Source organism: Nonomuraea sp. NPDC049419, from assembly GCF_040676995.1.
Lineage (GTDB): Bacteria > Actinomycetota > Actinomycetes > Streptosporangiales > Streptosporangiaceae > Nonomuraea > Nonomuraea salmonea.
In genome coordinates, this window is record NZ_JBFAQB010000013.1 from 140,855 (window position 1) to 163,440 (window position 22,586).

Consider the following 22,586-nt stretch of genomic DNA (forward strand, 5'->3'; position numbering starts at 1 on the left):
GAACCGGCTTCTTGACGATCCGTGAAACAAAGCCGCCTCGTGCTGAGGACGTGTCGTCACCTGGCGTCGCCGGAGCGGAGTTGCTCCCAGATCGCCGTGGTGACGGCGCGGCGGCCGCGGGCGGCCTCGTCGACGAAGAAGGCGTCGCCGTGCCTGCGAGTCCTGCGGATGAAGCTCTCGCCGCCGTAGTCGCACAGCTCGTAGCTGATCGACTGGTACGGGCACGTGAAGTCGCGTACGCGGATGGAGTGACCCATGGGCCGGATGGGCGTCCACGCCAGCTTCTTGTAGTCGGGGTTGGCGGGCGGGAGGTGCGTCGACAGACACCTGTCGTCATCTGGGACGGGGCAGATCGTCATGCCTGAACCATAGCTCTGGTCGTGTGCGCTTGTCTGGTTGCACAGGAAACTCTGTCTAAATAGACAGAGCGATATGGGCACTCTTGCCCGCGTTGGCCTATGTTGCCTACGTGCTCGACTACGAAGGCGACACGCACGTCTACATCCAGATCGCCAACATCCTCAGAGAGCGGCTGAAGAATCTGTCGGCGGGCGACCCGGTGCCGAGCGAGGCGGACATCCAGTACGAGTTCGGCGTCGCCAGGACGACGGCCCGGCGCGCGATCCACGTACTGCGCGAGGAAGGGCTCATCTACGCCGTCCAAGGGGAGGGCGCCTTCGTCGGGCCGCCGGCGGGCGGACCGCGCAAGAAGCGCAAAGTGCCGCTCTACCAGCAGATCGCCACGGAGATAGCGGGCGACATCAAAGCGGGGAAATACCGTCCAAGGCGCCCCATCCCCGGCGAGACGGCGCTCGTGAAGGAGCACGACGTGGCCCGCGAGACCGTCCGCAGGGCGATGGCGCTGCTGCGCGAGCAGGGCTGGATCTACACCGTGCCGCAGCGGGGCAGCTATGTGTCACCCGAGGAGAAGTGGCCGAAGGACTGATCATGCCTGTCCGGCCGTAGGCAGACGTCTACGATACGAGCATGCTCGACCGCGACGGTCCCGTCCCCCTCTATGTCCAGGTGGCCGAGGTGCTGCGCGAGCGGATCGCGGGCGGAGAGTTCAGGGTCGGCGACGCGCTGCCGAGCGAGGCGGCGCTGGAGGAGGAGTTCGGCATCGGGCGCACGACCGCCCGCAACGCGGCCCGCGAGCTGCGCAGGCGCGGCCTGGCCCACACCGTGCGCGGCGAGGGCACGTTCGTCGGTCCTGCGGGGGTGCCCAGGGTGAAGCCGAGCAGGGCGCTGTACGTGCCGATCGCGGCGGCGGTCGCGGCCCGCATCACGCGCGGCGAGCTGCGGCCCGGCCGCGCGGTCCCCGACGCGGGCACGCTGTCGCGGCACTACGGCGTCGCCAGGGTCACCGCCCGGCAGGCCGTCGCCCTCCTGGTACGCCAGGGCTGGGCGGTCGAGTCATCCCCGCGCGGCGTCCGCGTGGCCGACCCGTCCACCTGGCCCCGCGAACCCGAGCACGCGTCATCTAGCCTTTGACGGCGCCCGCTGTCATGCCTGTGCCGACGTTGCGTTGCAAGAACAGGAAGAGCAGCAGGGCGGGCAAGGCGAACAGGCTGGCGGCGGCCATGGTGGCGCCCCAGTCGGTGCCGAAGACGTCCCTGAAGGACGAGAGCCACACCGGCAGGGTGCGCTTGTCCTGGGCCTTGATGATCAGCACGTTCACGAACGCGAACTCGTTCCACGCGGTGATGAAGCCGAACAGGGAGGTCGCCATCAGGCCGGGTGCCAGCAGCGGGAAGACCACGCGGCGGAAGGCCGTCATGCGGCTGCACCCGTCCACCTGGGCGGCCTCCTCCAGTTCCGGCGGGATCGCGGCGAGGAAGCCGCGCAGCGTCACGATCGTGAAGGGGAGGGTGAACATGAAGTAGACGCCGGTCAGCATGGCGAGCGAGTCGAGCAGGTCGGTGTCGCGGGCGATGACGAACACCGGCACCAGCAGCGCCTCCCACGGCGCCATCTGCGCGGCGAAGACCGCCACCACGAACGGGCCGCGCCCGCGCCAGCGCATCCGCGCCACCGCGAAGGCCGCGAGCAGCGCCACCCCGAGCGCGATCAGCACCGCGCCCACGGTCACCAGGAGGCTGTTGCGCCAGTACGTCCAGAACCCCGGCGCGTTGACCGCCGTGACGAAGTGGTCGAGCGTCGGGTTCGCGGGCCAGAAGGTGGGCGTGGCCGCCTGGATGTCGCGGGTGGGCTTGAAGGCCGTCAGGAACATCCAGTAGACGGGGAAGATCGTGGTCAGGAGCACGGCGACGGCCGTGGTGTTGAGCAGGACTCTTCTCATGAGCGGACCATCCGGCGCAGGTTGCTGATCAGGGCGGCGGCGAGCACGAGCACCAGCAGGATGGCCACCGCGGAGCCGAGGTCGTAGCGGTGCAGCACGCGGGCGACCTTGAACGCGTAGACGGGCAGGGTGGTCGTGGCGTCGCCGGGGCCGCCCTGGCTGAGCACCCAGATCTGCGGGAAGCACTTGGCCACCCAGATGATCTCCAAGGAGGTGATGAGCGCGAACAGCGACCTGAGCATGGGGAAGGTGACGTGGCGGAACACCTGCCGGCCGGTGCCGCCGTCGATCCTGGCCGACTCGAACAGCTCGCTGGGGATCGTGGTGAGGCCGGCGTACAGGGTGAGCGCGGCGAACGGCACCGACTGCCACACCACGAGCGCCACGAGCACGGCGAACGTGGCGGTGCCGTTCGCGAACCAGGTGTATCCGGCGAACGAGTCGAAGCCGAGCGTGACCAGCAGCCAGTTGACGATGCCCAGCTCCGACTGGAACAACCACTGGAACACCGTGGTCGCCGCGATGATCGGCATGGCCCAGGCGAGGGCGAGCGCGCTCATCAGGGCGAGGCGCAGGCCGCGGCGCAGGTGCTGGAGCATGAGCGCGACGCCGGTGGCCAGGCCCACGATGAGCACGACGTTGATCACCGTCCACACCAGCGTGCGCAGCAGCACCTGCCAGAACTGCTCGCCGCCGAGCAGCTCGGCGTAGTTGTCCAGGCCGACGAACGCGGCCCCGCCCCTGATCAGCTCTCCCATGCGGAAGTGCTGCAGGGAGATCAGCAGCGCTTTGAGCAGCGGGTAGAGCAGGAGGAAGGCCCCGCCCGCCACCGTGGGCGCGATGAGCAGGTAGGGCCAGTACGAGCGGCTCCTCGACCACATTCAGGATCCGCTGTTCAGGGTCGTGGTGATCGACTCGGAGACCTTCTTCGCCTCGGCCGCCGGGTCGCCGCCGGTGAGCACGGCGGTCATGTACTGCTTGATCACGGACGTGGCCTCGACGGCGGCCCAGTTGGGGGTGTTGGGGGTGGCGCGGCCGTAGGCGGCCCCCTTGGCCATGGCCGCGGTGCCCTCGTCGCCGTCGAGCACGCCGGCCAGCGAGGTACGGTTCGGCACGAAGCTCATGGTCTTGGCCAGCTCGGTCTGGAACTGCTCCCCCGCCAGCGCCTTGACCACCTCGTACGCCTGCTCCTGATGCTGGGAGGCGGCCGGGATGACGAGGTCGGAGCCGCCGGTGAAGACGGTGCCCGGCTTGTCGGCCGTCTTGCCGGGGATGGTGAAGAAGCCGATCTTGTCCTTGAGTCCGGCGTCCACCTCCAGCACGCGGGCGGCGATGCCGGGCACGGCGATGATCTGGGCGACCTTGCCCTGCGCGAACACCTCGTGCTGCGGCGGGTTGGCCTCGTCGGCGTCCTTGGGGCCCTTGCCGAGCGCCTGGAGCCGCTTGTAGAAGTCCATGGCGGCGAGCGCCTGCGGGGTGTCGAGCGCGCCCTTCCACCGGCCGCCCTCCTGGACGGCGAGGTCGCCGCCCTCGTCCCAGACGAAGCCGGCGAGGGCGTACCAGGTCTGGCCGGTCAGATAAATGCCCTGATTTCCGCCTTTGTTGAGCTTTGAGGTGATGTCCAGCCACTCGTCGCGGGTGGCGGGCGGCTCCTTGATCCCGGCCTTGTCGAACAACTCCTTGTTGTAGACGACCACACGGTTCGCGGCGTACCACGGGATGCCGTACTGCTTGCCGTCCACGTTGCCCGGCTGCGCCAGGCCCGGCAGCCAGTCCTCGCCCTTGAGGTCGGCCACCTTCGCGGTCAGGTCGGTCACGCCGCCGCTGGCGCTGTACTGGGCGACCTGGGTGTTGCCGACCTCGATCACGTCGGGGGCGTCGGTGCTGGCCAGGGCCGCGGTGACGCGCTCGCCGATGCCGTCCCACTGCTGGATCTGGATGTCGAGGTCCACGTCCTGGTGCGCGGCCTCGTACTCGGTCTCGAACTTCTTCAGCAGTTCCTGCGTGACGCTGCCGTCCATGATCCAGACGGTCAGCTTGGCGGGGGCGTCGGGCGTGGCCGCCTGCGGCTCCTGGGCCGTGCCGCACGCCCCTAGCGCGAACACGGCCGCGAGGGCCAGGATGCGGTTCTTCATCGAAGACCTCCGAGGAAACCCCCGCCTTGAGGCGGGGGAGGATGCCAAGACGTTCCTTGTCCACTGCTGGGGGGTGCCCCGCGCCCGCACCGGGCGGGCGCGGGGGTGTCGGTCACGGGTTGGGGACGGTGTCCCTGAAGGCGGTGCCCGCCGTCCGCAGCGCGGCGACGCGAGAGGTCACGGTGGCGGGCGCGACGACCTCGTTCGCGCTGAAGTAGACGAAGTCCACCTGCTGCCGGTACGTCCGCGTCCCGCTCGCGCCCTGAAGATCGATGAACCACTGGTTGAACATGATCCACATGGGCGTCTCGGGGTAGTGGTCGCCGCCGTGGTCGGCGAACAGGCGGCCGTCCACGTAGTACTTGATGCGGCCGCCGGAGACCTGGATGACCAGGTCGTGCCAGCCGGCGAAGCTCGTGCGCTCCTCGGTGTGGGTGTTCACGGCCAGCCAGGGGTCGTTCCTGTAGGTCTCCCAGCTGGTGGCGTAGAGGATGTTCGACGGCTCGCCCCAGCCGCCGTTCGGCAGGTACTCGAAGTCCAGCTCGCCGTAGTCGGGGTCGAGGTCGTAGCGCAGCGGGGTGATGGTGAAGAACGTCTGCACCACGTGCTCGCCGTCGGGGCCGCTGGTGGGGGCGTCGCTGAAGCGCACGCGGGCGGCGTAGGTGCCTTCGCGGAACTTGCGCTGGGCGGTGGACAGCTCGGTCTGTACGGTGCCGCCGGCGGTGCCGTTCGTGGAGGAGTCGAGCGTCAGCAGGCCGCCGGGGAACGAGACGGCCGACGGCGACCAGGTCGCGCCGGGCACGCCGGGGCCGCCCGACGCCGAGCGCACGGTCCAGCCGCGCTGGGCCAGCCTCGGGTCGGTGGAGCCGGTGTAGGTGAAGTCGTCGAACAGCTCACCGGTGGCGCCCGGGTCGGGGTCGGGATCCGGGTCGGGGTCGGGCTCGGTGCCGGTCGGGGTGCCCCAGGCGAGCTGCCCGTCCACGTGGACGGTGACCTTGTCCCAGTCGGCGTAGGAGGTGTTCGGCCCGTAGGAGTAGTCGTCGCCCTGCTGGAACGACTGCCAGTCCGCTCGGTAGAAGCGCAGCTGCATGTCGCTGGTGTTCTGGCCGGGGCTCAGGCTGCCGGAGGTGAAGCCGACCTCCAGGTACTGCTTGCCGCCCTCCTGCGGGGCGAACCTGCCGGTGATGGTGGAGCAGCCGACCACGGCCCAGGAGCAGGCGAAGCGGTAGGTCTCCGTACCGGTGAGGTAGTAGCGGATCTTGACCTGGCTGAGCGGGATCGTCGTCGTGCCGGTGTTGAACAGGCGCAGCCACGGCTCGGCCTGGGCGGTCATGGCGCCGGGGGCGCTGGTGCGGTACTGGAGGCGGACGGCTTGGGCGGCTGCTGCGGGTGAGGCGATCAGGGTGACCGCGATGAGGACGGCGGGGAGGGCTAAGGAGACAAGACGTTTACCGAAATTTCGGGACATGGGGGGTGGGCTCCTTGCGGTTGTGCGGCTCCCGGGGAGACGTGCGGGCATGCTGAAGACAGGTCGTGGCGCCGAGCCGGCGCCCGGAGTGACGGAGGGTCAGGCGCCGCGGCGGATGCGGCCCGCGTACAGCGCCTCAAGGCGGAGGTTGTGCTCGTCGCCTTCGGGGACGTTCGCCGACAGGTAGACGGGCGGCACCTCGCCGGCTTCGAGCAGGTTGCGGACGGTCTGCGTGACCACGAGCTGGGCCAGCAGCGCGGAGGTGATCGTGGAGACGGCGCCGGTGGCGCCTCCGTCGGGCAGGGGCAGCACGGCGTCGCCATAGGGCGCGTGGTTGTCCAGGACGACGTCGGCCAGGTCGGCGAGCTTGCGGCCCGAGGGGTGACGGGACGCGACGGCTTCGCTGTGGGTGCGCGAGGTGATCGCGATCAGGTCGTGACCGCGCTCCTTGACGAGGGTGGCGAGCTCGACGACGACGCCGTTCACGCCGGAGTTGGAGATGATGACGAACAGGTCATGCTGCTGGACGGGGGCCAGGTCGAGGATCTGGCGGGCGACGGCGGGGTCGCGTTCGAGGTCGTAGCGGTCCAGCTCGGAGGCGGGGGCGTCGCCGTAACGGACGATGTCTCTGAGCGCGAGCCGGTTGGTGGGCACGAGGCCGCCCGCGCGCCCGGCGATCTCCATGGCCACGGCCTCGGAGTGGCCGGAGCCGAACGCCTGGATGACGCCGCCGCCGGTCAGCGCCTTGGTGAACAGGTCGGCGGCGCGGGAGATCTCGGGGTCTTCGGGGATCGTCCGTACGAGGCGGGCGATGTGCTCCACGAAGTCCTGCGGATTGACAGTCATATATCCCCTTCTGGCAGGCGATGTCCGGCGACCGCGCGGACGGTCACGTCGAACGCCTGCTTCGTCCGTTCATAGGTGCGCTGCGCCACCGACACGTACACGACGTCCAGCACCAGCAGCTGCGAGTGGATCGCGGCGAACCCCTCGGAGCGGAAGCTGGTCGCCCTGCTGGCCGTGGTGAGCACCAGCTCGGCCACCTCGGCGAGCGGCGAGCGCGGCTGCGAGGTGACGGCGACGGTGATCGCGCCGTGGCTGCCCGCCTCCGCCAGCACCTCGATGACCTCGCGCGTCCTGCCGCTGTGGGAAATGCCGATCGCCACGTCGCCCTGGCCGAGCAGCGCCGCGTCCGTCAGCGCGGCGTGCGCGTCGGACCTGCTCCACGTCGGCACGCGCATCCGCTGCAGCCGGTACTCCATCTCGCTGGCCACCGCCGCGCTGCTCGACACCCCGAACAGCAGCACCCGCCCCGCCCTGGCCACGGCCTGCGCGACCTTCTCGACCACGGCCAGGTCGAGCTGGTCGCGGGTCTCCTGGATGAGGCGGATGTCGTTGCCGGAGACCACCCCGAGCACGCGTTCGAGGCTGTCGTCGGGCAGGATCTCCTGGCCGATGTCGGTCTCCCACGTCTGCTGCGCGACCCGGCCCGACTCGGTGGCGATGGCCACCCGCAGCTCGGCGTACCCGGCGAAGCCGAGCGCCCGGCAGAAGCGGGTGATCGTGGCGGTGGACGTCCCGCTGCGCTCGGCGAGGTCGACGATGGTCAGCCGGACGGTCTCGCCCGGCGCCTCGAGGATGGCGTCCGCCACCTTGCGCAGCGCCTCGGGCAGGTCGGGCCGGTCGGCTCTGATGCGGTTGAGGAGGTCCACGCGGTGATAATTATGCTCACCACCCGCCTCCGTCAAGGCCATCGGGTGATAATTCTTGTCACCAGCTGAGCAGCGCGGCGCTTCCGTAGCTGCCGCCGAAGCCGGTCACGAGCGCGGTCGCGGCGCCCGCGCGCAGCTCGCGTACGGCCTGGGCCACGTTGTTCAGGCCGTGCACGTAGCCCTCCGACAGCAGGCCGCCGTGCGGGTTCACCCAGGCGTGCCGGCGCTCCAGCAGGTACGCCCCCAGCTCCCCCCGCTCGACCAGCCCGAAGTCCTCAAGCTGGCGGGGCACCAGCCACGAGTACGCGTCGTAGGGCAGCATCGCGTCCACGTCGCGCGGCTTCATGCCGGACGCCTCCCACAGCATGGGAGCCACGTACGCGGAGAAGATCGCCGTCACGTCGGGGGCACGGTCCATCGCGGAGCAGCCCGGCCCTCCCCCGCGCACCACGGCCCGCACCCTGGGCCCGCCGAGCGCGCCGCTGACCAGCAGGGCGCAGGCGCCGTCGGTCTCCTGGCAGCAGTCGGCCGTGCGCAGGGGCGTGCAGACGTACGGGCGGGCGAGGTAGTCGTCGAGGGTGAGCGGCTCGCGGCGCAACGCCCTGGGGTTGCCCGCGGCGTTCCGCCTGGACTGGTCGACGACGGCGTGCAGGTGCTCGGCGGTCAGGCCGGTGTCGTGCAGGTAACGGGTGGCAGCCAGGGCGAACATCGGGATCGGACCGGCCATCCCGTACGTGAACTCCTCCTGCGGCCCGGTGCTGACCACGTTCATGCGCCTGCCCGAGCGGCCGTTGAGCGCCCGGTAGACGAGCACGTGGCGGGCCAGGCCCGCCTCGATGAGCAGCGCCGCGTCCCCCAGGATCGAGGCCGCCTGCGTGCCGCCGCCGGCGATGTCGTTGTGCCAGCCGAGCCGCTCGATCCCGAGCGCCCTGGCGACCTGGACGACGGGCACGGAGTCGTTCATGTGGTAGCTGAGCAGCGCGTCCACCTCGGGCGGCGCGATGCCCGCGTCCGCGCAGGCCGCCCGGCACGCCGCCGCGGCCAGCTCGCGCTCGCGCTCCCCCGACCGCCTGCTCAGCGCCGTCATCCCGACGCCCGCCACGGCCGCACGTCCCGCGAAGGGCCGCATCCACCCTCCTCCGCTCCTCAGCCAGACTAGCGCTTGCTTGGGGAAGCGAAAAGAGATGACTGCAGAACTTCACGAAAGCTGTCCGGTCTTGTAATACGGAGGTGCGATCTACCGATAGCTCATCATCATCACGCCGAGGTGAGCGATGGATCTACGCTATGTCCGGTACGCCATGGCGATCGCGCGGGCGGGCAGCCTCCGACGGGCCGCCGCCGCCCTGCACATCGCTCAACCCACGCTGTCCGAGCAGCTCAGGGCGCTGGAGAAGGAGATCGGGGTCGAGCTGTTCAGCCGCTCGTCGAGCGGGGTGCAGCTGACCGAGGCGGGCGAGGCGTTCCTGGCGCAGGCCACGGTCGCCCTCGACGCCTTCGAGCGCGCGGTCGTCGCCGCGCGCGGCAAGGGCACGACGGCCCGCCTGGGCGTCGCCGACGGGCTCGCCGACGTCGTCGCCCGGCTGCTGTCCCAGCTGCACACCGGCCGCTTACGCGTCGCGCCGATGGGCACCGCCGAGCAGATCGTCTCCATCGCCGACGGCACCCTGCAGGCCGGGCTCGGGTACGCGCCCGGCTCGCTGCCCCGGGGCGTGGCGCGCATGCTGGTCCACCGCTTCCCCGTACGCGCCCTGCTGCCCCGCGAGCACCACCTGGCCGAGTACGACGCCGTGTCGCTGGCCGACCTCGCCGGCGAGCCGCTGCTGATGCCGGAGTCGGACGCGGTGGCCGGGGCCCGCCGGTTCCTGGAGGGCTTCGTCCGTCACGGCCTGCATCCCCGCCTGGGTCCCGCCGCCGCCACCCACGACCTGGTGATCACGATGGTCGGGGAGGGCGCCGGTTACGCGCTCTGCGTCCATGAGGGCACCACCGTGCCGGACTCGGTGACGTTCGTCCCGGTCAAGGAGGACACGCCGCCCATCGAGGTGGTCTTCCTCTGGAACCGCCAGGCCGACGTGCACGAGCTGGTGAGCGCCGCACGGCATCTCGCACGATCTGGATAGTACTATTATCCAATAATGCGCATCTCCGAACTCAGCGCCAAGTCCGGCGTGGCGATCCCGACGATCAAGTACTACCTGCGCGAGGGCATGCTGCACCAGGGCGAGCAGACCGCCGCGACCAGGGCCGAGTACGACGAGACGCACCTGCGCAGGCTCCGCATGATCCGCGCCCTCCTCGAGGTCGGCCGGCTCTCCGTCGCCTCCATCAAGAAGGTCATCGCCGCCGTCGAGGACGAGTCCCTGCCCACCCACCGCGTCCTCGGCACCGCCCACTACGCCCTCAGCCCCGCCGTGGACCCAGAGCAGACCGAGGAGTGGCGCTCGGCCCGCGCCCTGGTGGACGATCTGGTCACCGAACTCGGCTGGGACATCACCGAGGAGGCCCCCACCCGCGACGAACTGGCCCAGACCATCGTCAGGATGCGCCAGCTCGGCCTGTCCATCGACCTGGCCCCGTACGTGGAGGCGGCCCGCCGCCTGGTGTCGGAGGTGGAGATGGACGTGATCCCCTTCGACGGCCCCCGCGACGCCGCCGTGGAGGCCATGGTGCTCGGCACGGTCCTGTACGGCAGAGCCCTCGACACCTTGCGCCGCATGGCCCACGAATCAGAATCCGCCCGGAGGCTCGCCCCCTGACAAGGACCGCCCCTCTTACACCGCCGCGGACGGTTGCCATGGAGGAGAAGGCGCTGGCCATCTGGGCGCCGGGTGAGGAGTCGGGGCGCGCCCGTTTCGGGCTGACCGTCGGCCCCGACGGGCAGCGCTTCCGGCTGGACAGCCCGGAGCTCGTGATCGGCTAGATCAGCTCGTTGGCGCGCAGCACCTGGACGGCGTGCACGGTGGCCGCGCCGCGCCACTCCATGGAGCCGGCGGGTGAGAAGCGGGCGTAGTCGACCACCCAGCCGCCGTCGTCCTGCTGCTCGCCGGCCAGCCTGACCAGGTCGGCGGCGATCACGGCGGGGTCGAACAGGGCGCGGGCCGCGCTGCCCGGGTAGGGGGCGAAGTCGAGGGGGCGCAGGGCCTCGTTCTCGGTGCCGCCGCCGACGGGCACCCTGCCGTCGTCCGGGATGTACGCGCCGAGCCGTTTGAGCAGGTCGGCGGCTGCGGGGTGGCGGTCGTGGACGGCGTCGAGGAAGCGGACGGCGAAGGACAGCACGTACGCGTGCGGGCGCTCCTCCATGGCGCGGATGGTCTCGATGCAGTAGCGGGTGGCCCGCTCCAGCCAGGGGTGCTCGGCCACCGCCCGGTCGTGGGCGGCCACCCGGTGGGCGACGGCGGCGGTGACGGCGGTGATCTGCAGCGACGAGGAGGCAGGGTCGGCGCTCGCCCACCACGTCGCGGTGCCGGTGGAGACCCCGACCGGCAGGGCGAAGGGCAGGCCGCCGTCGGGCAGCGTCACGGACTCCAGCCAGTCGCACAGGGCCGCGGCATGCGGCGACGTGACGGGGCCGGCCTCCTCGAAGACCTCGAAGGCGTGCAGGGCCGCGCCCGGCTGGCTCTCCGGCGAGCGCAGGTCGGGCTCGAGGCCCCAGCCGTAGCCGCCGTCGGGGTTGCGGTAGGCGTCGAGTGCGGCGAGTGCGCCGGTCGCGTCCTCCTCGCCCATGAGCAGGCCGTAGCGGCGGCGGTCGAGGACGCGGGCGTGCCCGGCCATGAAGCCGGGGACCGCGGACAGGTTCACGTTCATGCCTGTCATCGTGCCCAGACCGCCGCCGCCCGGTCTTGTAGGTATCGGACACGCCGCCGGTGCGAGCATGGGGGCATGGGGGAAGAGCGGGCGCGGGAGATGTTCGCGGGGCAGCCGGTGGCCAGGATGGCGCGGCTGGCCGAAGACGGGACGCCGCGGATCGTGCCCATCACGTTCGCGCTGCTCGACGGCGCCATCGTGACGGCCGTCGATCACAAGCCCAAGACGACCATGCGGCTCGGACGGCTGCGCGACATCGCCCGCGACCCCGCCGTCAGCGTGCTGGCCGATCACTACGAGGACGACTGGGCGCGGCTGTGGTGGGTGCGCGCCGACGGCACGGCCGAAGAAGCGGACGACCCGGGAACCCGCGAGCGGGCGCTGGCCGCCCTCGCCGCCAAGTACGCCCAATACCGGGAGCGCCCGCCCGCCGGCGCCGTCATCCGCGTCGAGGTGACCCGCTGGAGCGCGTGGGCGGCTAGTCCCTGACCGTGACCGGGCGTTTCAGCAGCCACAGCGCGGCGCGCTGGAGCAGCGTCCTGTGCACCTCGTTGTCGTACGACCTGGTGTCGTGGCCGAGCGCGTCGTACAGGACCCGCCCCCTGCGCACCGGCCTGGCCCACACCAGGGGCTGGCCGCTCGCCGACGAGGCCAGCGGCCGGACGTCGGGGAGCACGTCGAGGTCGCTGTAGACCTCGTCCACCACGTCGAAGTCGCGCAGGCCGTCCACGACCGGATGCCCGCCGTGCACCCGCACGCCCGTCCAGCCGAGCGGCGGGTGGTGCGACTTGGGCCAGACCCAGCAGCCGCCGAGCACGCGCGGCCAGCCCTGCCAGTCGTCGAAGCAGATCGCCGCCGAGTGCATGCACAGCAGCCCGCCGCCCTGGTCGAGATGGTCGAGCAGGGTGGCCCGCGCGCCGGCCGGCAGGGTGAAGCGCCACTGGTCGCGCAGGCCGGCGAAGCGGTCCTGGGTCATCTGCCAGCGCAGCGCGTTGACCGTGATGAGCTGGAACTCCGACGGCTCGCTGAGCGCTCCCGCGATGTCCTCGGTGATCTCCGACTCGACCCCCACCTCGGCGAGCACCTCCGCGAGCGCGGCCGATGTGGCGGCGAAGTCGTGGAACAGGCCTCCAGAAAGGATGAGATTTCTCGCCACCCGCCCAGCCCATCATGCCTGTCGCGGCATTACCACCCGTACCGGCACAGCCGTACGAGCGGCCCGGCCCGCACGATCTATAGTCGGCCGTATGGATCTCGGCATCTCGGGCAAGGTCGCCCTCGTCACCGGTGGCAGCGCGGGCCTCGGCCTCGCGGCGGCCAAGAGTCTCGCACGGGAGGGCTGCGACGTGTGCGTCAGCGCCCGCGACCCGGAGAAGCTCGCGGACGCGGTGGTGGAGCTGCAGGAGTTCGGCAAGGTCGTGCACGCGGTGCTGGCCGACGTGGAGGATCCGGCCGCCGCCCGGCGGGTGGTCGAGGAGACGCGCGACGTGCTCGGTCCCGTCGACATCCTGGTGGCCAACGCGGGCGGGCCTAAGCCGGGCCGGTTCGACGAGGTCGGGCTGGACGACTGGGACGCCGCCGTCCAGCGCAACCTGCTCGGCATGGTCAGGCTGATGCACGCGGTGCTGCCGGAGATGCGCTCGCGCGGCTGGGGCCGGATCGTCACCATCACCGGCAGGTCGGCCCGCGAGGTGATCGACGGGCTCGCGCTGTCCAACGCCATGCGTACGGCCGTCGCGGGCGTGGTGCGCACCCTGGCCCGCGAGGTGGGCGGCGAGGGGGTGCTGGTCAACAACGTGATGCCGGGGCCCATCGAGACCGAGCGGCTGCGTCAGCTCGCCGGCGACGAGGCGGCGCTGCGCGAGCGCGGCGCGGGCGTGCCGGTGGGGCGGGTCGGGCGGCCCGAGGAGGTGGGCGACGTGGTGGCGTTCCTGGCCAGCGAGCGGGCGTCCTACGTGAACGGGGTGTCGCTGCTGGTGGACGGCGGGGAGGCCAGGGTCATCGCCTGAGCAGGGTGCCGACGACGGCGGCGGCCCACTCCTCGTCGCCGTGGCCGGGCAGGTCCACGAAGCGCGCGAGGTTGGCCCGGTGGAAGCAGGCGCCCATGAGCATCGACGCCGCCGCGTCCGCGTCGAGACCGGCGTCGACGCGGCCGGCGCGCTGCTCGTCCCGCAGGATGCCGGCCAGCACCTGGATCGGCACGTGCGGCCCGGCGCCCCGCTCGGCCAGCATGGCGCGGAACCCGGTGATCAGCGCCGGGTCGCCGAGCAGGCCGCCGGCGATGCCCTGGGCGCGGGTGTAGAAGCCCAGCGCGGCCAGCGTGAACGTGACGAGGTTCGTGCGCAGGTCGCCCCGGCCGGCGGCGGCGCGCAGCTCCTCCAGCGCCGGGCCCAGCGCCGGCATGCGCTCCGTCACCACGGCGAGGAACAACTCCTCCTTGCCGGCGAAGTGCTTGTAGAGCAGCGCCTCGGAGCACGCCGCCTGTTTCGCGATGCGCTTGGTGGTGGCCCCCGAGATGCCGAACTCCTGAATCGCCTGCTCAGCGGCGTCGATGATGCGTTCGCGGGTGCCCATCCGCCCATGATATGAGCGGTGTCTCGCCCATACCCGAGCACATGACATCCTTCCTAGTAGGAGCGCAGGAAAGGGCGAATCGCATGGACAAGCCGGTCATCGTGACCGTGGATGACGATCCAGGCGTCTCGCGGGCGGTCGCCCGTGATCTGAGACGCCGTTACGGGCAGGAATACCGGATCGTCCGCGCCGAGACGGCGAGGGACGGCATCGACGCCGTACGCGAGATGCGGCTGCGCGGCGACGAGATCGCGGCGATCCTGGCCGACTACCGCATGCCGCAGATGAACGGCGTGCAGTTCCTCGAAGCCGCCATGGACCTTTATCCCTACGCGCGCCGCGTGCTGCTGACCGCCTACGCCGACACCGACGCGGCCATCCAGGCGATCAACGTGGTCGACCTCGACCACTATCTGCTCAAGCCGTGGGACCCGCCGGAGGAGAAGTTCTACCCGGTGATCGACGGGCAGCTCGACGCCTGGCTGCGCACCGACCGGGTCGAGCGCTCCGAGCTGCGGGTGGTGGGCGACCGGTGGTCGGCGCCGTCGTACAAGGTGCGCGACTTCCTGGCCCGCAACCACGTGCCGTACCAGTGGCTGCTGGCCGACGACCCGGAGGGCGCGCAGCTGGTGAAGGCGGCGGGCGACGACAGCCACCTGCCGCTGGTGGTGACGGCCGACGGCACCACGCTGGAGTCGCCCGACCAGGCGACGCTGGCCGCGGCGGTGGGGCTGTCCACGACGCCGGCGACCGACTTCTACGACCTGATCGTGGTGGGCGGCGGGCCGGCCGGGCTCGGGGCGGCCGTCTACGGCGCCTCGGAGGGGCTCAACACCGTGCTGGTGGAGGCGTACTCGTCGGGCGGGCAGGCGGGCCAGAGCTCCCGCATCGAGAACTACCTGGGCTTCCCCGACGGCGTCTCAGGGCAGCAGCTGGCCGACCGGGCGCGCAGGCAGGCGCTGAAGTTCGGGGCCGAGCTGCTGACCCCGCGCAAGGTGAGCAGCCTGGAGGCGCGCGGGCAGGCGCGGGTGGTCGGGTTCAAGGACGGCGGGGAGATCGCGGCGCACGCGGTGATCCTCGCGACCGGCGTCACCTACCGGCGGCTGGAGGCGCCGGGCCTGGAGGACTTCGTGGGCCGCGGCGTCTTCTACGGCGCCGCGCTGACCGAGGCGCCCTCGTGCAAGGACACCGAGGTGTACATCGTCGGCGCGGCCAACTCGGCCGGGCAGGCGGCCGTCTACCTGTCGGGATTCGCGAGCAAGGTCCACTTGTTGGTGCGGGGTGACGGTCTGGAGAAGTCCATGTCCCACTACCTCATCGAGCAGATCGCCGCGCTGCCCAACATCGAGGTGCACCTGCAGACCCAGGTGGCCGGCGCGGCCGGCGACAGTCACCTGGAGCGGCTCACGCTGTCCACCAAGGGCGAGGAGCGCACGGTGGACGCGCAGTGGTTGTTCGTGTTCATCGGGGCCCGGCCGTACACCGACTGGCTGGGCGAGACGATCGAGCGGGACGCGCGCGGGTTCGTGCTGACGGGGCCCGACCTGGTGCAGGGCGGCCAGCGGCCGCGCAACTGGCCGCTGCGGCGGGAGCCGTACTTCCTGGAGACCAACCTGCCCGGGGTGCTGGCCGCGGGCGACGTGCGCGCCGAGTCGATCAAGAGAGTGGCCTCCGCCGTCGGCGAGGGCGCCATGGCCGTCGCGCTCGTGCACCGCTACCTGGAGAAGCAATGATCGACATCGACGAGCTCCGCAAGCTGTTCCTGTTCGAGCGCCTCAGCGACGAGCAGCTCTCCAAGCTCGCGGCCAGCGGCCGCGTGCAGACCTACGCCCAGGACGAGGACGTCGTCCGGCAGGGCGAGCCCGCCGAGTGCTTCGCGGTGCTGCTGGAGGGTGAGATCCAGATGATCAGCGAGACGGTCAGCGCCGGCACCGTCGCGATGCCCCGCACCTCCCAGCCCGGCGTGTACGGCGGCGCCACCGCCGCCTACCTCGGCGACCGCGCCCCGCTCACCTACCAGCACACGCTGCGCGCAACAGCGCCGTCGCGGATGTTCATGCTGCCGGCCAAGAAGTTCGCCTACATCGTGGCCGAGTGGTTCCCGATGGCGATGCACCTGCTCGACGGGCTGATGTCGGGCGGGCGGATGCAGCGGGAGATCATCGACAGGCGGCAGCGGCTGACCGCGCTCGGCACGATCACCGCCGGGCTCACCCACGAGCTGAACAACCCGGCCGCGGCGGCCGTGCGGGCGGTGGGCGAGCTGCGCTCGCTGATCGCCGGCTCGCGGCTGCAGCTGGCCCAGCTCGCCGAGGACGGCATCCCGCCGGAGAAGCTGCGGGCGCTGATCGAGGCGCAGGAGGCGTGCACGAGCAAGCTGGGCGAGCAGCCGCAGCGCTCACCGCTGGAGATCTCCGACGCCGAGGACGAGCTGGGCGAGGCTCTTGAGGAGATCGGCGTCGAGGACGCGTGGGACCTCGCGCCCGCCCTGGTCAGCGCGGGCTTCTCCGGTAAGGACCTGGAGAAGGTGCGCACGAAGGTCGGCGAGGAGCACACCCCGAAGGCGCTGCACTGGCTGTCGGAGGCGGTGGAGATCGCGCAGATGCTCAACGAGGTGGCCGAGGCGACCGAGCGCATCACCACGCTCATCCGCTCGGCCAAGCAGTACTCCCAGATGGACCGGGCTCCGTTCCAGCAGGCCGACGTGCACGAGCTGCTCGACAGCACGATCGCGATCTTCCGCGGCAAGATCCCGCCCGGCATCACCGTGGTCACCGACTACGACCGCACGCTGCCGGAGATCCCCTGCTACGCGGGCGAGCTCAACCAGGTCTGGACGAACCTCATGCACAACGCGCTCGACGCGATGGGGCAGGAGGGCACGCTGACCATCCGCACGGCGTACGACGAGGACGAGGCCATCGTGGAGATCGGCGACACCGGTCATGGCGTGGCCGAGGAGATCAAGGACCGCATCTTCGACCCGTTCTTCACGACCAAGACCGTGGGCGAGGGCACGGGGCTGGGGCTGGACATCTCGTACCGGATCGTGGCGGGCCGGCACGGCGGCGAGATCAAGGTCCGCTCGACGCCGGGCGACACGTGGTTCGAGGTACGCCTGCCGCTGCGTGAGCCCGCCGCCACTGGCTGAGTTTTTACCCCGACTTGTCAGGATGTCTTCTGACCGCATGTAATGGGTGACCGAAATGCGGAAAGGAGATGACCCGGTGGCGACCCCCGAGACGATGACGGGATCGCGTTCGCTGAACGCGCTGCTCAAGATGCTCGGGGGGATCGAGCGGCTGGGGAACCGGCTGCCGCATCCGTTCTGGCTGTTCGTCATCCTGAGCGTGCTGCTGTCGCTGCTGAGCTGGGCGCTCGCGGCGGCCGGGGTTTCGGCCGTCAACCCGGCCACGGGGGAGACCGTCGCGGCCAAGAACCTGCTGTCCGTCGAGGGTGTGCGGATGATGGTCGGCGACGCGATCGAGAACTACACCTCGTTCCCGCCGCTCGGCACGATCCTCGTCGTCATGCTCGGCGTCGCCGTCGCGGAGCGGTCGGGGCTGCTGGCCGCGGTGCTCCGCTCGGGCGTGTCGCGGGTGTCGCCGCGGTGGGTGACGTTCGCGCTGTCGTTCACCGGGATGGTCGCGCACGTGGCCTCCGACGCCGCGTACGTGGTGCTCATCCCGCTCGGCGCGCTGGCCTTCCGCGCGGTCGGGCGCAGCCCGATCCTCGGCATCGTGGTGGCGTTCGTGTCGATCTCGGCCGGTTATGACGCCAGCCCCGTCGTCACCCCCGTGGACGCCATCCTGTCCGGCCTGACCACCGCCGCCGCCCACACGATCGACCCCGGCTACACGGTCACGCCGCTGGCGAACTACTTCTTCTCGCTCGTGTCGTCCGTCGTGCTGGCCGCCGTCATCACGCTGGTGACCGAACGGGTGCTGGCCCGCCGCGTCGAGTCGATCCCCGTGGACCCCGACGCCGACGAGGACGACCTCGGCTCGCTCAAGCTGACCCCCGAGGAGCGACGGGGGCTGCGGGCCGCGCTGATCACGCTCGTGGTGTTCGCCGCCGCGCTGACGGCCGCCGTCCTGCCGTCGGGGTCGCCGCTGCGCGGTGAGGGCGGCAGCATCGTGCAGTCGCCGCTGCTCACCTCGATCGCCGTCTTCCTCGGCCTCGCGTTCCTGGCCGTCGGCTGGGCGTACGGCAAGGCGGCCGGCACCGTCACCCGCGGCGGCGACATCCCCGGCTTCATGGTGCACGGCGTGCGCGAGATGGCGCCTATCCTCGTGCTGTTCTTCGCGATCTCGCAGTTCCTCGCCTACTTCAAGTGGACCGGCATCGGCCAGATCCTCGCCATCGACGGCGCCGGGCTGCTGAAGTCGGCCGGGGTGAGCGGCTCGGTCGTCTTCCTCGGCATCCTGCTCGTGGTCACCGTGATCAACCTCGTGGTGACCAGCGGGTCGGCCCAGTGGGCGCTCGTCGGCCCGGTGTTCGTGCCGATGCTGATGCTGCTGGACATCCCGCCCGAGTACACCCAGGCCCTCTACCGCATCGCCGACTCCTGCACCAACGCGATCACCCCGATGAGCCCCTATTTCGTGATGGCGCTCGGCTTCCTGCAGCGTTACCGCCGCTCGGCCGGCATCGGCACGCTGGCCTCGATGACGATCCCGCTCGCGCTCACCCTGCTCGTCGTCTGGACGCTGCTGTTCTACGTCTTCTGGTGGCTGGGCGTGCCGCTCGGCCCCGGAGCCCCCGTCCCCTAGTACACCCGTTGGAAGGATTCTCGTGTTGATCACCGACTGGACCCGGCAGGTCCTGCCGGCCATGCTCGACGACCTCAGGGCCGTGGTGGAGCTGGAGACCAACAGCTACGACAAGGCCATGCTGGTCAAGGGGCTGCGGGCGATCAGGGCGAGGGTGGTCGGCCACCTGGGGACACCGGACGACGAGATCCTGCACGAGGGCGGCCAGCACGGCGACATCCTTGAGCTGTTCTACGAGGGCACCGCGCCCGGCACGATCCTCATGCTCAGCCACTACGACACGGTCTGGCCCACCGGCACGCTCAAGAGCTGGCCGTTCACCGTCGTCGAGGGCAAGGCGACCGGGCCCGGCGTCTTCGACATGAAGACCGGGCTCGTGCAGTCGATCTGGGCGCTGCGCGGGCTGCGCGAGCTGGGCCTGCCGCACCCGAGCGTGCGCTTCCTGTTCAACGGCGACGAGGAGATCGGCAGCCCGGCCTCCCGCGAGCACATCGAGGCGGCCGGCGAGGACGCGCTCGCCACCCTCGTCTTCGAGGCGTCGCTGGACGGGGCGCTCAAGACCGCGCGCAAGGGCGTCGGGCTGTTCAACGTGAGCGTCACGGGGGTGGAGGCGCACGCGGGGCTGGACCCGTATGCGGGGGCCAACGCCATCCACGCGCTCGCCGAGCTGGTCACCACACTCGCCGGGGCCGGCTCCCGCGAGCGCGGCACGACCGTGAACGTCGGCCTCATCAGCGGCGGCACCGGCCGCAACGTCACCGCGGGCCGCGCCACCTGCGGCATCGACGTCCGCGTGACCGACCCGGCCGAGATGGGCCGCATCGACGACGTGTTCGCCGGGCTGCGCGCCTCAGACTCGCGCGTCACGATCTCCGCCACCGGCGAGTGGAACCGGCCTCCGATGGTCCAGAACGCCGCCTCACAGCGGCTGTTCAAGGAGGCGCAGGGGGTGGCGGCCGGGTTCGGCTGGACCCTCGACCAGGCGTCGGTGGGCGGGGCCAGCGACGGCAACTTCGTCTCGGCCCTGGGCCGCCCGGTCCTCGACGGCATGGGCGCCGTCGGCGACGGGGCCCACGCGCGGCACGAGCACGTCCTGGTCGAGCACATCCCGGAGCGCACCGCCCTCACCATGGGCCTGATCACCGCCCTGGCGTAGGTCTCCTCTTCGCGGCAGGTCCGCTGGAAACGCCTGTGATACGCTCCCAAGCGAGCGCTTGGTTTTCCGTTGAGGGGCGGCCGCCGTATGAAGTTCTCGACCTTCCACCTCTTCCACCGCTTCGACGGGCAGAGCTTCAAGGACGTCTACGACTACCACCTGGAGCTCATCGAGCTGGCCGAGGAACTGGGGTTCGACGGGGTGCGGCTGGCCGAGCACCACTTCCGCGACTACGGCGTCGCGCCCAACCTGTTCACCGTGCTCGCCCACGCCGCCGCCCGCACCGAGCGGCTGCGGCTCGGCACCGGGATCGTGGTGCTCCCGCTGCACAACCCCGTGCACGTCGCCGAGGAGGCGGCGCAGGTGGACGTGCTGTCCGGCGGCCGGCTCGAACTCGGGATCGGGCGCGGGTACCAGAGCTACGAGTTCGAGGGGTTCGGGGTCGACCTGGCGGAGGCGCGGGACCGGTTCAACGAGGCGCTGGAGGTCATCGTCGGGCTCTGGACGCGGGAGTCGTACCAGCACGAGGGGAAGTTCTACCGGACCGGCACCGAGGTGTCGCTGGTGCCGCGCCCGCTGCAGAACCCGCACCCGCCGCTGCACGTCGCGGCCGTCTCGCCGGAGACCGTCACCATGTACGCCGAGCGCGGCCTGCCCATCCTGGCCGACCCCGCGGCCCCGTTCCGCAAGGTCGTCAAGGCGGCCGGGACCTGGCGGGAGACGGCCGCGCGGGCGGGGCATCCGGCGGCGGAGGCCGAGCTGGTGGTGGCGCGCAGCGTGTACGTCGCCCGCACCCTGGAGCAGGCCCGCGCCGACCAGGAGAGGTTCGAGGCGTCGTTCGACCGCTCGCGCATCTTCAACGAGCGCAGCGCCCCCATCGACCCGCGCACCGGACGGGCCGCGCAGGGCTTCGAGTACTACCAGGACCGCTACCTCAAGGGCGGCACCGTCTCGCCGGACTTCCGCTGGGAGCAGCTGGAGGTGATCGGCGACCCGGCCCGGGTGATCGAGCAGATCGCGCTGCTGCGCGACGCCGGGTTCGGCAACCTCCTGTGCGACTTCGGCAGCACCCGGCCGATGCCGCTGGAGGACATGAAGCGGGTCATGCGCTTCTTCGCGACCGAAGTCATGCCGGCCTTTGGAGGCGGACGATGATCCACAGCCTGACCCTGTCCGACGCCCTCGCCGAGCACGCCCGCAGCAGGCCGCAGGCCACGGCCGTGGTGGACGGCGAAGTCCGGCTCACCTACCCGGAGCTGGACGAGCGCGTCTCCCGGCTGGCGGCGGCGCTCGACGGGCTCGGCGTCGGGGCCGGTGACCGGGTGGTGTGGCTCGGGCAGAACGCGTACGCGGTGCTGGAGCTGCTGCTCGCCTGCTCCCGGCTGGGCGCGGTGCTGTGCCCGGCGAACTGGCGGCAGTCGCTCGACGAGCTGCGGTTCGTGCTCGGCGACCTGGCGCCGGCCGCGGTCGTGTGGGAGCCGTCGGACCTCACCGCGGCGCTGCGCGACGAGGCGGGCGGCGCGTGGGTGCGCGCGGGTGAGGAGTACGAGCGGCTGATCGCGGGCGCCGAGCCGAGGGAGTTCGCGCAGGTCAACGATGGCGAGCCGGCCCTGGCCCTCTACACGGCGGCCTTCTCCGGACGTCCGAGCGCCGCCCTGCTCAGCAGCGCCGCGCTGCTCGCGCACGCCACCACCCTGCTCGTGGTCCGGCGGATGGAGCCCGGCTTCACCTTCCTCAACAACGGGCCGCTCTTCCACGTCGGGACGATGATGTTCTGCCTGGCCACGTTCCAGATCGGCGGCACGAACGTCTTCACCCCCGCCTTCGACCCCGAGGAGGTGTGCCGGCTGATCGACGCCGAGCGGGTGACGCAGGCGTTCCTGTTCGGGCCGATGATCGACGCCGTCGCGAAGGCGAACGCGGGCGGCAAGTACGACCTGTCCTCGCTGCGCTTCGTCGCCCACTCCGCCGAGTGGGACGACATGATCACCGTGGACGACTCGCCGTGGTGCCGCTCGAAGATGGGCGGGTACGGGCAGACCGAGGTGGGCGGGATGCTGACCTTCCTCGGGCTGGCCGAGGGCGAGGCGGGGCCGGCGGGACGTCCTTCGCCGCTGGCGCAGGTGCGGATCCTGGCGCCGGACGGGGGCGAGGTGCCGGTCGGGGAGGTCGGGGAGATCTGCGCCCGCGGCAAGACCCTCTTTTCCGGATATTTCGCCCGGCCCGACTTAAATGCGGAAAAGTCGCGGTACGGCTGGCACCACACCGGCGACCTCGGCCGCCGCGAACCCGACGGCACCATCACCTTCATCGGCCCCAAGCTGCGCATGATCAAGTCAGGCGCCGAGAACATCTACCCCGCCGAGGTCGAGCGCGCGCTCAAGACCCACCCCGCCGTGGCCGACGCCGCCGTCATCGGCGTCCCCGACCCCGACTGGCACCAGACGGTCAAGGCCGTCGTGTCCCTGAAACCGGACGCCACCGCCACGGAGGACGACCTGATCGCGCACGTCAGGGGCCTGCTGGCGGCGTACAAGCGCCCGCGCCACCTCACGTTCGTGGACACGATCCCGAAACGCGGCTTCACCCCCGACTACGACGCCCTGGACGAGGCACACGGCGGCGGCAACTACCCGGGCGCCTGACGCGCCCCCCGACGAGGG

General features: G+C 71.2%; 24 protein-coding genes. 13 read left to right on the forward strand and 11 right to left on the reverse strand.

What is annotated here, in order from left to right:
* Positions 1 to 56: 56 nt before the first annotated feature.
* Positions 57 to 359, reverse strand: coding sequence for a hypothetical protein (locus AB0K12_RS31850; RefSeq protein WP_364569390.1), 303 nt, complete (start codon positions 357 to 359; stop codon positions 57 to 59).
* A gap of 110 nt (positions 360 to 469) precedes the next feature.
* Here AB0K12_RS31850 and AB0K12_RS31855 point away from each other — a divergent pair, with 110 nt between their 5' ends.
* Positions 470 to 946: a winged helix-turn-helix domain-containing protein gene (locus AB0K12_RS31855; protein WP_364569393.1), complete on the forward strand. Its 477-nt coding sequence runs from the start codon at positions 470 to 472 to the stop codon at positions 944 to 946.
* A gap of 41 nt (positions 947 to 987) precedes the next feature.
* A complete protein-coding gene (locus AB0K12_RS31860) occupies positions 988 to 1,491 on the forward strand; it encodes a GntR family transcriptional regulator (protein ID WP_364569396.1) in 504 nt (167 codons plus the stop codon).
* Here the strand turns inward: AB0K12_RS31860 and AB0K12_RS31865 are convergent.
* The 7 genes from AB0K12_RS31865 to AB0K12_RS31895 form a co-directional block, all read right to left on the reverse strand.
* Positions 1,481 to 2,299: a carbohydrate ABC transporter permease gene (locus tag AB0K12_RS31865; RefSeq protein ID WP_364569399.1), complete on the reverse strand. Its 819-nt coding sequence runs from the start codon at positions 2,297 to 2,299 to the stop codon at positions 1,481 to 1,483. The genes AB0K12_RS31860 and AB0K12_RS31865 overlap by 11 nt on opposite strands.
* A complete protein-coding gene (locus tag AB0K12_RS31870; protein ID WP_355423510.1) occupies positions 2,296 to 3,180 on the reverse strand; it encodes a sugar ABC transporter permease in 885 nt (294 codons plus the stop codon). The genes AB0K12_RS31865 and AB0K12_RS31870 overlap by 4 nt, the downstream gene beginning before the upstream one ends.
* The gene (locus AB0K12_RS31875; protein WP_364569402.1) at positions 3,181 to 4,434 is read right to left on the reverse strand and encodes an extracellular solute-binding protein; all 1,254 of its coding nucleotides are present in this window, start codon (positions 4,432 to 4,434) and stop codon (positions 3,181 to 3,183) included. It abuts the gene before it with no gap.
* Positions 4,435 to 4,546: 112 nt separating this feature from the next.
* Positions 4,547 to 5,902 carry a cellulose binding domain-containing protein gene (locus tag AB0K12_RS31880; RefSeq protein ID WP_364569405.1) on the reverse strand — a complete coding sequence of 452 codons (1,356 nt, stop codon included), beginning with the start codon at positions 5,900 to 5,902 and terminating at the stop codon, positions 4,547 to 4,549.
* A 99-nt stretch (positions 5,903 to 6,001) separates the two neighbouring features.
* Positions 6,002 to 6,748: an SIS domain-containing protein gene (locus AB0K12_RS31885; RefSeq protein WP_364569408.1), complete on the reverse strand. Its 747-nt coding sequence runs from the start codon at positions 6,746 to 6,748 to the stop codon at positions 6,002 to 6,004.
* Positions 6,745 to 7,614: a MurR/RpiR family transcriptional regulator gene (locus tag AB0K12_RS31890; RefSeq protein ID WP_345398446.1), complete on the reverse strand. Its 870-nt coding sequence runs from the start codon at positions 7,612 to 7,614 to the stop codon at positions 6,745 to 6,747. The genes AB0K12_RS31885 and AB0K12_RS31890 overlap by 4 nt, the downstream gene beginning before the upstream one ends.
* Positions 7,615 to 7,672: 58 nt before the next feature.
* Complete coding sequence (locus AB0K12_RS31895; protein WP_364569410.1) at positions 7,673 to 8,743, reverse strand: acetyl-CoA acetyltransferase; 1,071 nt, start codon at positions 8,741 to 8,743, stop codon at positions 7,673 to 7,675.
* Positions 8,744 to 8,888: 145 nt separating this feature from the next.
* Between AB0K12_RS31895 and AB0K12_RS31900 the strand changes: the two genes are divergently transcribed.
* The 3 genes from AB0K12_RS31900 to AB0K12_RS31910 are packed head-to-tail and all read left to right on the forward strand — an operon-like array spanning position 8,889 to position 10,537.
* Positions 8,889 to 9,737 carry a LysR family transcriptional regulator gene (locus AB0K12_RS31900; protein ID WP_364569413.1) on the forward strand — a complete coding sequence of 283 codons (849 nt, stop codon included), beginning with the start codon at positions 8,889 to 8,891 and terminating at the stop codon, positions 9,735 to 9,737.
* A 15-nt stretch (positions 9,738 to 9,752) separates the two neighbouring features.
* Positions 9,753 to 10,373 carry a MerR family transcriptional regulator gene (locus AB0K12_RS31905; RefSeq protein ID WP_364569416.1) on the forward strand — a complete coding sequence of 207 codons (621 nt, stop codon included), beginning with the start codon at positions 9,753 to 9,755 and terminating at the stop codon, positions 10,371 to 10,373.
* A gap of 38 nt (positions 10,374 to 10,411) precedes the next feature.
* Entirely contained in the window at positions 10,412 to 10,537 is a 126-nt protein-coding gene (locus AB0K12_RS31910) for a hypothetical protein (RefSeq protein ID WP_364569418.1), read from the forward strand.
* Here the strand turns inward: AB0K12_RS31910 and AB0K12_RS31915 are convergent.
* Positions 10,534 to 11,421: a hypothetical protein gene (locus tag AB0K12_RS31915; RefSeq protein ID WP_364569421.1), complete on the reverse strand. Its 888-nt coding sequence runs from the start codon at positions 11,419 to 11,421 to the stop codon at positions 10,534 to 10,536. The genes AB0K12_RS31910 and AB0K12_RS31915 overlap by 4 nt on opposite strands.
* A 75-nt stretch (positions 11,422 to 11,496) precedes the next feature.
* Between AB0K12_RS31915 and AB0K12_RS31920 the strand changes: the two genes are divergently transcribed.
* Positions 11,497 to 11,910, forward strand: a complete 414-nt coding sequence (locus tag AB0K12_RS31920; protein ID WP_364569424.1) for a TIGR03668 family PPOX class F420-dependent oxidoreductase — start codon at positions 11,497 to 11,499, stop codon at positions 11,908 to 11,910.
* Here AB0K12_RS31920 and AB0K12_RS31925 read toward each other — a convergent pair.
* Positions 11,900 to 12,577: a ThuA domain-containing protein gene (locus AB0K12_RS31925; RefSeq protein WP_364380478.1), complete on the reverse strand. Its 678-nt coding sequence runs from the start codon at positions 12,575 to 12,577 to the stop codon at positions 11,900 to 11,902. The two genes, AB0K12_RS31920 and AB0K12_RS31925, sit on opposite strands and share 11 nt — an antisense overlap.
* 91 nt (positions 12,578 to 12,668) lie before the next feature.
* Here AB0K12_RS31925 and AB0K12_RS31930 point away from each other — a divergent pair, with 91 nt between their 5' ends.
* Positions 12,669 to 13,430, forward strand: a complete 762-nt coding sequence (locus AB0K12_RS31930) for an SDR family oxidoreductase (protein ID WP_364569427.1) — start codon at positions 12,669 to 12,671, stop codon at positions 13,428 to 13,430.
* On the opposite strand, the gene AB0K12_RS31935 is transcribed toward AB0K12_RS31930, so the two are convergent.
* Positions 13,420 to 13,995 carry a helix-turn-helix domain-containing protein gene (locus tag AB0K12_RS31935; RefSeq protein WP_364569430.1) on the reverse strand — a complete coding sequence of 192 codons (576 nt, stop codon included), beginning with the start codon at positions 13,993 to 13,995 and terminating at the stop codon, positions 13,420 to 13,422. The two genes, AB0K12_RS31930 and AB0K12_RS31935, sit on opposite strands and share 11 nt — an antisense overlap.
* 83 nt (positions 13,996 to 14,078) lie before the next feature.
* Here AB0K12_RS31935 and AB0K12_RS31940 point away from each other — a divergent pair, with 83 nt between their 5' ends.
* From AB0K12_RS31940 to AB0K12_RS31965, 6 genes are all read left to right on the forward strand, one after another.
* Entirely contained in the window at positions 14,079 to 15,728 is a 1,650-nt protein-coding gene (locus tag AB0K12_RS31940) for an FAD-dependent oxidoreductase (protein ID WP_364569433.1), read from the forward strand.
* The gene (locus AB0K12_RS31945; RefSeq protein ID WP_364569436.1) at positions 15,725 to 17,146 is read left to right on the forward strand and encodes an ATP-binding protein; all 1,422 of its coding nucleotides are present in this window, start codon (positions 15,725 to 15,727) and stop codon (positions 17,144 to 17,146) included. The genes AB0K12_RS31940 and AB0K12_RS31945 overlap by 4 nt, the downstream gene beginning before the upstream one ends.
* A 94-nt stretch (positions 17,147 to 17,240) precedes the next feature.
* A complete protein-coding gene (locus AB0K12_RS31950) occupies positions 17,241 to 18,767 on the forward strand; it encodes an AbgT family transporter (protein ID WP_364569641.1) in 1,527 nt (508 codons plus the stop codon).
* Between the two features lie 22 nt (positions 18,768 to 18,789).
* Positions 18,790 to 19,923, forward strand: a complete 1,134-nt coding sequence (locus AB0K12_RS31955; protein WP_364569439.1) for a M20 family metallopeptidase — start codon at positions 18,790 to 18,792, stop codon at positions 19,921 to 19,923.
* 87 nt (positions 19,924 to 20,010) lie between these two features.
* On the forward strand, positions 20,011 to 21,078 hold the full coding sequence (locus AB0K12_RS31960) for an LLM class flavin-dependent oxidoreductase (protein WP_364569441.1): 1,068 nt from the start codon (positions 20,011 to 20,013) through the stop codon (positions 21,076 to 21,078).
* Positions 21,075 to 22,568, forward strand: a complete 1,494-nt coding sequence (locus AB0K12_RS31965) for an AMP-binding protein (protein ID WP_364569444.1) — start codon at positions 21,075 to 21,077, stop codon at positions 22,566 to 22,568. Before AB0K12_RS31960 ends, AB0K12_RS31965 begins: the two co-directional genes overlap by 4 nt.
* The last annotated feature ends 18 nt before the right edge of the window (positions 22,569 to 22,586 follow it).